This window comes from Oscillospiraceae bacterium (assembly GCA_009780275.1).
Taxonomy (GTDB): domain Bacteria; phylum Bacillota; class Clostridia; order Oscillospirales; family UBA929; genus WRAI01.
Genome location: WRAI01000019.1, coordinates 43,097 through 52,211, shown reverse-complemented (window position 1 = coordinate 52,211; position 9,115 = coordinate 43,097). Strand labels below are relative to the sequence as shown.

General features: G+C 48.9%; 12 protein-coding genes. 10 read left to right on the top strand and 2 right to left on the bottom strand.

What is annotated here, in order from left to right; translation table 11 throughout:
• The first annotated feature begins 292 nt into the window (after nt 1–292).
• The 4 genes from FWE06_06895 (at nt 293) to FWE06_06880 (ending at nt 3,289) form a co-directional block, all read left to right on the top strand.
• Nucleotides 293–733: a hypothetical protein gene (locus FWE06_06895; protein ID MCL2546906.1), complete on the top strand. Its 441-nt coding sequence runs from the start codon at nt 293–295 to the stop codon at nt 731–733.
• 115 nt (nt 734–848) lie between these two features.
• Nucleotides 849–1,859, top strand: coding sequence for an RNA helicase domain-containing protein (locus FWE06_06890; GenBank protein MCL2546905.1), 1,011 nt, complete (start codon nt 849–851; stop codon nt 1,857–1,859).
• A gap of 328 nt (nt 1,860–2,187) precedes the next feature.
• A complete protein-coding gene (locus FWE06_06885) occupies nt 2,188–2,817 on the top strand; it encodes a hypothetical protein (GenBank protein ID MCL2546904.1) in 630 nt (209 codons plus the stop codon).
• 37 nt (nt 2,818–2,854) lie between these two features.
• Entirely contained in the window at nt 2,855–3,289 is a 435-nt protein-coding gene (locus tag FWE06_06880) for a DUF488 domain-containing protein (protein ID MCL2546903.1), read from the top strand.
• A 5-nt stretch (nt 3,290–3,294) separates the two neighbouring features.
• Here the strand turns inward: FWE06_06880 and FWE06_06875 are convergent, their stop codons facing one another.
• Complete coding sequence (locus FWE06_06875; GenBank protein ID MCL2546902.1) at nt 3,295–3,864, bottom strand: hypothetical protein; 570 nt, start codon at nt 3,862–3,864, stop codon at nt 3,295–3,297.
• Nucleotides 3,865–3,920: 56 nt separating this feature from the next.
• Nucleotides 3,921–4,268 carry a sigma-70 family RNA polymerase sigma factor gene (locus tag FWE06_06870; protein MCL2546901.1) on the bottom strand — a complete coding sequence of 116 codons (348 nt, stop codon included), beginning with the start codon at nt 4,266–4,268 and terminating at the stop codon, nt 3,921–3,923.
• 178 nt (nt 4,269–4,446) lie between these two features.
• Here FWE06_06870 and FWE06_06865 point away from each other — a divergent pair, with 178 nt between their 5' ends.
• From FWE06_06865 to FWE06_06840, 6 genes are all read left to right on the top strand, one after another.
• Nucleotides 4,447–4,989 (top strand): NADH peroxidase, encoded by a 543-nt coding sequence (locus tag FWE06_06865; protein MCL2546900.1) that lies wholly within the window; start codon nt 4,447–4,449, stop codon nt 4,987–4,989.
• Nucleotides 4,929–5,417, top strand: a complete 489-nt coding sequence (locus FWE06_06860) for a transcriptional repressor (GenBank protein MCL2546899.1) — start codon at nt 4,929–4,931, stop codon at nt 5,415–5,417. The genes FWE06_06865 and FWE06_06860 overlap by 61 nt, the downstream gene beginning before the upstream one ends.
• Nucleotides 5,418–5,563: 146 nt before the next feature.
• On the top strand, nt 5,564–6,010 hold the full coding sequence (locus tag FWE06_06855; GenBank protein ID MCL2546898.1) for a CAP domain-containing protein: 447 nt from the start codon (nt 5,564–5,566) through the stop codon (nt 6,008–6,010).
• Nucleotides 6,011–6,014: 4 nt separating this feature from the next.
• A complete protein-coding gene (locus FWE06_06850) occupies nt 6,015–7,160 on the top strand; it encodes an ATP-grasp domain-containing protein (GenBank protein MCL2546897.1) in 1,146 nt (381 codons plus the stop codon).
• On the top strand, nt 7,157–7,795 hold the full coding sequence (locus tag FWE06_06845; protein ID MCL2546896.1) for a PHP domain-containing protein: 639 nt from the start codon (nt 7,157–7,159) through the stop codon (nt 7,793–7,795). Before FWE06_06850 ends, FWE06_06845 begins: the two co-directional genes overlap by 4 nt.
• Nucleotides 7,792–9,039 carry a polysaccharide deacetylase family protein gene (locus tag FWE06_06840; protein ID MCL2546895.1) on the top strand — a complete coding sequence of 416 codons (1,248 nt, stop codon included), beginning with the start codon at nt 7,792–7,794 and terminating at the stop codon, nt 9,037–9,039. Before FWE06_06845 ends, FWE06_06840 begins: the two co-directional genes overlap by 4 nt.
• The last annotated feature ends 76 nt before the right edge of the window (nt 9,040–9,115 follow it).

Below are 9,115 nucleotides of genomic sequence, written 5' to 3'. Positions count from 1 at the left end.
TTCTTACACTCCTTCTGCCGGGAGTCTCCCAGCAAAATTGAGTGTAGCATATTTACATCCATGTTACCAAAATCATGCATTTTTTGTTCGCCTCTTTTATGCATTTTATCATTGTCATTGACATGGTAGCGGCAAGTCCTATTTTCAAACGCAGCTGTTCGCACGGCTGATAAAGGCGAACCCAAAAGGTGAATTTTACTTTGCCGATTACAAAGCAGAGGACGCTTTCGAGTATCTGCAAGGTTCACCACGATATTACACATACAAGCAAACACTTGACGCATTAGACGCTGTGTATAATCGTCTCAATGCTCGGCTGTCGGGCGAGGATAAAAGCCGCAACCCTGTCACGCTGATATGGGACGAATATATCGCCAATATTCTTGCATTGGCCAATGAGGACAAGAAAAAAGCGGCGGTCGTTATGAATAAAGTCAGCGAGATTTTGCTCATGGGGCGGTCTAAGTCGGTGCGGTTGATTGTATCATGTCAACGCCCCGATGCCGTTGCTTTTCCTGTCGGGTCACGCTTGAATTACGGCGTTGTCGTTGTGTTGGGTGCGTTCGTGCGCTCGGTGTACGATATGCTCATGCCAGACCACATCGAGCAAGTCAAGGGTCGTGAGTTTGGACTTGGCGAGGGTACGGTACTGTTGCAAGGGTCGCAGTTACATTTTATCAAAGTTCCGAAAACATCAAATGTTGAGGAATTGTGCAAAGGTGCATTGTCATAGGGAAAGCCCTGCGGTGTATAGCGTGCGAAGCGTAAGCTATACGCCGCAGGGGTCAATATCCTAGTATTACATATTGACCCCTGTACCACAAAATTTAAGAAAGGGGCGAAAGCATATGTCAAAAGATACAAGACATCGCAAATATATGCTGACCATCGATAATCCGGGCGAGGAGTGGTCACACGAAATAATCCGCAAAATGCTCGACAACATGAACTTGCAATACTGGTGTATGGCAGACGAAATCGGCGCAGAGGAAAGCACACCACATACGCATTTATTTTTCGTAACGGCAAAATCAGCAATCCGATTTTCAACCGTCAAAAGGCTATTCCCTACGGCTCACATTGAGCCTGCAATGGGTACAGCCGCAGAGTGCAAAGCCTATGTTGAAAAATCGGGCAAGTGGCAAGAGGACGAAAAAGCCGAGACAGTAATCGAGGGAACATTTGTGGAATGGGGCGAAATCCCAATCGAACAACAAGGACACCGCACCGATTGGGATATTGCCTACGATATGCTCGAAAACGGTCACGGTGTACTTGATGTAATCAACACACAACGGCATTTACTCCGCTATCGTTCGGCACTTGAACAGACACGGCAGGATATAGTCGCTAACGAATTTCGCAGTACATTCCGTAAATTAGAAGTTGCATACATTCACGGCGCAACTGGGCTTGGTAAAACACGCTATGTCATGGAAAAATACGGCTATGAAAATGTGTGCCAAATTACAGGCTACAAGACAGGCTGCTTTGACAAATACCAGTTAGAGGACGTTTTGATTTTGGACGAGTTTGCTCATGGCTTCAAAATTCAAGACATGAATAACTACCTAGACGGCTATCCGCTTATGCTGCCGTGCCGTTACGCAAACAAGGTAGCGTGCTATACCAAAGTTTACATCATAAGTAATCTACCGCTCGAAATGCAATATCCGGCTGTTAGGATTGAAAATCGGCTTGTGTGGGACGCTCTTATGCGGAGGGTTAGCAAGGTCATTGTGTTTCATGCTGTGGGGGAGTTTAGCGAGTATGATACTAGGGAGTATCTGCAATCAGCTTTGGGGGTGTCTGTATTGACAGAATTACCCGCCGATACGTTTACACCATGGGAGAATTAAACATATCAAACAACCTATCATACATATGTTGAAGCATAGAAACGCCCCGAAAGGAGGGATGGTTTTTCGACATCGTAGTACATTATCCCAAAACGCCCGAAAAGATTAAAGAGCTTGAAGAGCGTGTTTCAACGATATATGCACAGGCAGTCAGCGCAAAGATTGATAAACTGTCCTGTCCGAAATGGCAAAAATTAAAATTGTATGACGAGATAATCAAGGCTTACCGTGATAGGTGAGCCTTTACTCTGTCAAAAATTAGAGTAATTTACATCGTTTCTATTGTAAAATATACCCACATCATTTATTGAAAATAAAGGGGATATTTATGCAATTTAATATAACAGTTTTGGCAAAATCAGACAAGCATAATGGATATTGTGTGGCGGCTCTCACGCAAACAGGTAAGCTAATTCGTCTAGTGCGTGACGCAGAGGGTCATGCGTTGACAAAAGAGCAATGTCAATTTCAAAAAGGGGATATGATAACCGTCAATGTAGAACCCGCCCCATTAAAATGGCAAAAAGAAAACTACATCTTGACAGAAGTGTTGAGTTCTAAGAAATCATTGACATCTCTTAATTACTTGTCCAAATACACGCAGAATACGAAATCCATATTTTCAAATACAAATCCGTGGCTCTCGTCAGATGAAATGGCTAAGAATGCAGGCTCGCTCTTGCTTGTAGCGGTTGATGATTTAACCATATACAAAAACGATGAAGATAAGTATAAGGCAAATTTTACATACAATGGCCAAAGCTATGAAGGATTTAGCGTTACCGACCCCGACTTCAAAAAGCGAAAGCGAAAAATGGCAAAAGCATTTATTTTAGTGAGCCTTCCTAACTCTCCTTACGGCAAATATGGGCAAGACTTATTCTATAAATATATCTGTGCAGTATATCCGATAGATAATCTTATTAAAACACGCAACATTGACGCCGTAGGCTTTTAGTGATACACTTAAAGCATTAAAATAGCGTGGAGGGGTTATGCACATATTCACTATCGGCTATACTAAAAAATCTGCACAAACATTTTTCGAGCATATAAAATCAAACAAGATTGATGTATTGGTAGATGTCCGACTATATAATTCATCACAGCTGGCAGGGTATAGCAAGAGCAAAGACTTAGCGTATTTTCTACGAGCAATTTGTAACTGTGATTATATGTGGGCATCGCAATTTGCACCTACATCATCATTGCTTAATGGATATAAAGATAATCTTATTACATGGGCGGAATACGAGAAATCATACAACGAGATACTTGCTATGCGGAATCAGTTGGATTTTTTCGAGCGGTTCGGCGACAAGCGTATTTGTTTGCTTTGTGCCGAGGAATTGCCTGCACGTTGCCATCGACGTTTACTAGCTGAAATAACAGCGGATAAGTATGTCGGCACAACGATAACACATCTATAACCTATTTAGACGGCGGGATTACCTGCCGTCTGATTTTTTATGTGAACGATATGCTCCCAAACTCTTTTTGACACAATCGACTTGTCCCATTCCCAACTCTCGACCGTCCGGCGGCTTGCCACGCCTATGAGTTTTCCAAACTCGCCTTGCGACAGTTTCACACTCTTTCGCAATGCTTTGATTTGCTGCCCTTGTCCACGATACAAAAACAAATTGTAATCGTCAAGCAAATTTTCAACCTCGACTTCCAACAACTCGGCAATTTTGCTAATTTGTTCCAATGGATAGTAGTCACGGTTGACTTGCTCATATTTAACATAGGTCGATAAGTCAATCCCAATATACGCTGCGACATCTTTTTGCCGCAGTGCTTTCTTGTAGCGATAATATCTTAGCTTGTCCGATGTTGAAATAAGCTGTGTCGGGTCGGTATAGATTATATTAAACTTCTCGGCTTCGACCATTTTATGCGGTTGCAGTAAATTGAACGAGTGTATATACAACGGCGCGTACTTGATAACTCCGTTAGCATTGCACACCATTACTTTTAACTGTCTGCTTATGTCGGAAATCATGCGCCATTTTTCCGAAAATGGGGTGTGAGTTTCAACATTTATGCCGAATAAGTCCGTTATGTTAGTATAGCGTTTTCAATACAGCGACAAGCATACGTTGCAAAGCGCGCACCTTTGCCGGGGTCAAATGTCATAACAGCCTTAATCAAACCAATATTGCCACAGGACAACAAATCCTCATAATCGCTCTCACTGGCATAAAACTTCCGCGCAATATGCGTCACCAGTCGCATGTTATGCTCAATCAAGGCATTCTGAGCCGATTTATCACCCTGTTGGTGCCGCGCCCACAGCGCCGTTTCTTCTTCCGTCGTCAATCGCCGCGGAAATGCCCCCCCACGTCCGCTCAATCGCAACCCCAAATACAAGCTATGTAACATCAATGCCAATGTAATCGAAAACATCCCACGCACCCCAAATCTCTTTTCCCTTATCTTTATTCAAAGCATTTTTTGTCCTATTCAGTCGGACAAACTTTTTCCAACTTTTTTCAAAAAAACTATTGACAACGCTTAAACACCATGATATAGTATTTATTATCAATTGATATTATATATCGATAAGAAAAGGGAGAAATACACCATGAAAAAATTTATCTGCACCGTCTGTGGCTATGCGCACGAAGACGCAACTGCACCCGAGCAATGCCCGCTATGCAAAGTCCCGGCCGACAAATTCACCGAACAATCGGGTGACAAACTCGCCTATGCCGACGAGCACCGCATCGGTGTTGCCAAAGGCGTTGACCCCGATGTTGTCGAAGGGCTGCAACAACATTTTATGGGCGAATGCACCGAAGTCGGTATGTATCTGGCCATGAGCCGCCAAGCCGATCGCGAGGGCTATCCCGAAGTCGCCGAGGCTTACAAACGTATTGCCTTTGAAGAGGCCGAGCACGCCGCCAAATTCGCCGAACTGCTGGGCGAAGTCGTTGACGTATCAACCAAAAAGAATCTCGAAATGCGCGTTATGGCCGAGCACGGCGCCACACAAGGAAAAAAAGACATCGCCACTCGTGCCAAAGAACTGGGCCTCGACGCTATCCACGACACTGTGCATGAAATGTGCAAAGACGAAGCGCGCCACGGCATGGCGTTTCAAGGACTGCTCAACCGCTACTTCTAAACGATATGACCGAGGAGTACAGCACGATTGCCGAACAACTAAATGATATAGCCGCCGAGCGCAACACCATCACCAAGCAGCTTATCACACAAGCCGTGCGTGATTTGGACTGTCACGCCAATGCCGCGCAGATATACGAACACGTAGTGCAAACACACCCTACCATCAGCCGCGCCACTGTTTATCGCAACTTGGCACGCATGGCTGAGACGGGCAAACTGCTCAACATCGGACAGCCTCACGGTGCGGCACACTATGACCATAACACACATGAGCATTTCCATTTCGTATGCGACAACTGCCGAAAGGTTTTCGACGTTGAGGGCGACTTAACAAAACTCTGCCAAGATCTCGAAACCAACCATGGTCACGCCGTACACTACCATCAAGTCCTGCTCAAAGGCCTCTGTTCACATTGTCGCACGTAGGGCTATGGCATTCAACATGCCATACTGTCACAGATATAAGGCATTTCTTTGCATAACAAACAACAATTTTGTCTTCGGCCGACGGCTCACGCCCTCGGCCTTTTCCCCGTCTTGAAATCCTGTCTCAAATCGTGTATACTATCTTTATGTTAAGATATCTGCTCTTGCTGTTGCTGCTTCTATTTCTATTTCTCCCCAGGTCAACGCAACAGCCGTCACTGGAAGAACAAGTTTTCACCCTCAGTAACGCCGCACGTCAACGCTATGGGTTACAAGCTCTGCAATGGCACGATGGTGTCGCTGAGGTTGCGCGCGCTCACAGTCGCGACATGATAACACGTGGCTTTTTCGACCACGACTGCCCCGACGGCACATCCCCCTCCGACCGTCTATATGCAGCCGGCTTGCGTGGCAACTATTCCGGCGAAAACCTGGCCCGCCGCCAACACACAGCCCAAGAAGTCGTCAACGACTGGCTGGCCTCCCCCGAACATCGCGAAGCCCTACTGCACCCGGCCTTCACCCATATGGGCATAGGTATATACATCAACGAAAACGGCCAACACTACTGGACACAAAAAATGATTGGATAACATTATGCAAGTCATCGTCACCGACACTCACACACGAATGTCACTGGCTGTCCTCCGTGAATTGGGACAAGCCGGCTTTGAAATCACTGCTGTTGTCCGCGAAGATAAGCCCAAGCTTGGCCACGCTTGCCGTTATGTCAAGCAGCGCGTCACCCTGCCCGTCAGCGGCTATACCAACGCGCTCTTGCAACTGCCCCAAGGCAGCGTATTCCTGCCCACAACCATGGAAACACTCACCATCGCCGCGCACAATCACACAGCTTTTAGCAGTCGCTTCCACACCTTGCTCTCCAACGCCCAAGACCTCACCCAAGCCGCCGACAAGCCCGCCGTCGCAGCCATCGCCCGCACCCTCGGGCTGCTTGTACCGCAAGACTATCCCCTCGACGCGCCGCAATTCCCTTGCGTTTTGAAATACCGCAATGGCGAAGTCCTCGGCCTCCCCGCCGACCAACGCTACGCCATCGCCCACACCTCCGCTGAATTCGAGGAAAAATATCAAGCCATGACCCAACGCGCCACAATTGCTCATCACTCACCACTTACTATTCACCCCCACAACCTCTTCGCCTCCCAATACATCCCCGGCAACGCCTACGGCGTCTCTGCCGTCCTCGACAATAACAGCAACCCAGTTGCTATTTTTTGCCATGAACGCATCCGCGAATATCCCATCACCGGCGGCCCCGCCTGCTGCGCCCAAGCCGTATGGCATCCCCGCATGATTGACGGCGCCACAAAACTGCTAAAATCATTGCAACTCAAAGGCTTTGCCATGGTAGAGTTCAAAGGAACTCCCAACGAACCATATCTCTTAGAAGTCAACCCCCGCATCTGGGGTACCTACCCACTCACTTATATCTGCAACGCCCAAATGGCAACCGCCTACGTTCAATCCGCTCAAAAACAATGCCGAACGCCAAACACCAAATATCAAACATCTCCCCCCTGGCTCGGCCAAAAAATGCAATACCTCCCCAACGACCTCTGCAACCTCGCCACCGCTCTTCGGACACGCACCAAACAGCGCGGCAACGCCATCGCCGACTTATTCTCCCCTAAATGCCGCGGCGGCGTCTTCGCATGGCGCGATTTACGCAGCAGTCTCACCTACGCCATCGGACTGCTCAAAACAGGAGGCAGAGCGTGAAACTCGACCTACACATCCACACCAATGCCTCCTACGACAGCCAAACCACGCCGCAGGAGGCCGTCAATACCGCTTTGCGCCGCATGCTGTCAGGCATCGCCGTCACCGACCATGACAGCATGGCCAACATCCAGATCATCCGCCAACTCGCACCGCCCGAACTGCTCGTCATTCCCGGCGCCGAATACAGCACTGACTGCGGTCACGTTTTGGCTCTGTTCTGCGACGAGTTTTACTCCCCAACTCCGATTAAATTGGCTCAACTCGCCCCCTTTGTCCGCCAACGCGGCGGCATTTTAATCGCCGCACACCCGCGCAACACGCTGACGCAATGCCAAGCCAACGCCCAATATCTCGACGGCTTTGAAGCCGCCAACGCCCATTATCCGCGCGGCAACACAATCATCAAAAAAATTGCCGCAAGGCAGGGCAAAATCGTCACCGCCGGCAGCGATGCGCATATCCCCAACGCCATCGGCCGCAATACCATCAAACTGCCTGATGACACACCGCTCACCCTCGAAGCCGTCAAAGCGGCACTGCTTGCAAGAAAGCAAACCATCCCGCGCAATCCTTGCAACTTCGTCCGTTGGGCAGCTCGCAAACTTCGCAAGAAACTGAGGAAACAGCCATGAACTTGAAGATATACGGCGTCTTGCGCAACATCAATTGCAACATCAAAGCCCGCCGCAAACGCCTGGCCGGGCAAATCATGTCGCCCGTTCGCCGCATTGAAGGCCTGTACCCGCCAACAGAGCGCGTCTGTGCCATGACTTTCGACGACGGCCCGACAACCGCTCCCTGTTTGCCCAATGTACACCATGGCTCGCTAACCCCTCATCTACTCGATGTACTCAAACAATACAACGCCACAGCAACATTCGATGTCATCGGCTCAACGGCCGAAAACTACCCCGATGTCATCGGCGCACCACATACCCACTCGGTATTCGGCACAAAATTTGACCACTACGCCGCTTTTGAACAAGACGCACTGGCCGGCGTCGAAGCCTGCCCGGACCTCCTACGCCGCATGATATCCGAGGGTCATGAAGTCGCCAACCACAGCTACCGCCACCGCATCTTCGGTGCCGAGTACTTCATCTACCGCAAGCGCCAATTCTGCCGCACCCAAGACGACGTCGTGGCTGATTTACGGCGCCTGCATGACAAGGTCCTCGACCTCTCCGGCTACGAAATGAAACTTGCCCGCCCGCCGCACTATGTTGACCGCATCGGCCGCGGCAGGCGACTGTCGCCTACGGGCAAACATAACGCCTACACCGCCTACGCCACCATGTGCTACCACTATATGGCCGCCAATGTCGACGGCGGCGGCTACATGCCAACAAGCGGTAACTACAACCAAGACGTCCAAAACATGGTTACCCCGCTACGCCGACTGCTTGAAGCCGATTCCAACGCCCTCTCCGGCGCGGTTATTTTCCAAAAAGACGGCTACAATATGTCTATCCAGTCCCCCGTTGCCGACGCACTGGGCTTGCAACTGCAACTGCTCCAGGAATACGGCTATCGCATCACCGGCGTCGAAACCTTGATGAAACTCTCCCCCTTTGAAGACGTTGTTCCCGACGACCCCTGCCTTAAATCCCTCTGCGATCTTGAAGCGGCTGGCTACTGCCTCGGCTTCCAAAACAACACGTTCAAACCCGATGATCCTATTTCCCAAGAGCAATTGGCGGCAATGCTCACCCCTCGGCGCAATTTCACGGCCAAGAAAATTTCCCAACGTGCCGCGCTGACCCCTATCGAAATCCAACGCCAAATCGCCGCTAAATTCGGTGATTGTGCCCCTGTAAAAGAGGCAAATCGTCGTGCCGCTGTAATTGCCATATGGGATGCTGTGCAAAATTTTTAAATTACCCCCTATACAAATGCAAAAATCTATGTTATAATAATAAACAGGCTTTTAGGATAGGCAAACCGCCATCCTG

Coding starts and splice junctions, on each gene's coding strand:
- FWE06_06890 (MCL2546905.1), top strand. CDS start 849: ATGTCAAAAGATACAAGACATCGCAAATATATGCTGACCATCGATAAT.
- FWE06_06885 (MCL2546904.1), top strand. CDS start 2,188: ATGCAATTTAATATAACAGTTTTGGCAAAATCAGACAAGCATAATGGA.
- FWE06_06880 (MCL2546903.1), top strand. CDS start 2,855: ATGCACATATTCACTATCGGCTATACTAAAAAATCTGCACAAACATTT.
- FWE06_06875 (MCL2546902.1), bottom strand. CDS start 3,864: ATGATTTCCGACATAAGCAGACAGTTAAAAGTAATGGTGTGCAATGCT.
- FWE06_06870 (MCL2546901.1), bottom strand. CDS start 4,268: ATGTTTTCGATTACATTGGCATTGATGTTACATAGCTTGTATTTGGGG.
- FWE06_06865 (MCL2546900.1), top strand. CDS start 4,447: ATGAAAAAATTTATCTGCACCGTCTGTGGCTATGCGCACGAAGACGCA.
- FWE06_06855 (MCL2546898.1), top strand. CDS start 5,564: ATGTTAAGATATCTGCTCTTGCTGTTGCTGCTTCTATTTCTATTTCTC.
- FWE06_06850 (MCL2546897.1), top strand. CDS start 6,015: ATGCAAGTCATCGTCACCGACACTCACACACGAATGTCACTGGCTGTC.
- FWE06_06840 (MCL2546895.1), top strand. CDS start 7,792: ATGAACTTGAAGATATACGGCGTCTTGCGCAACATCAATTGCAACATC.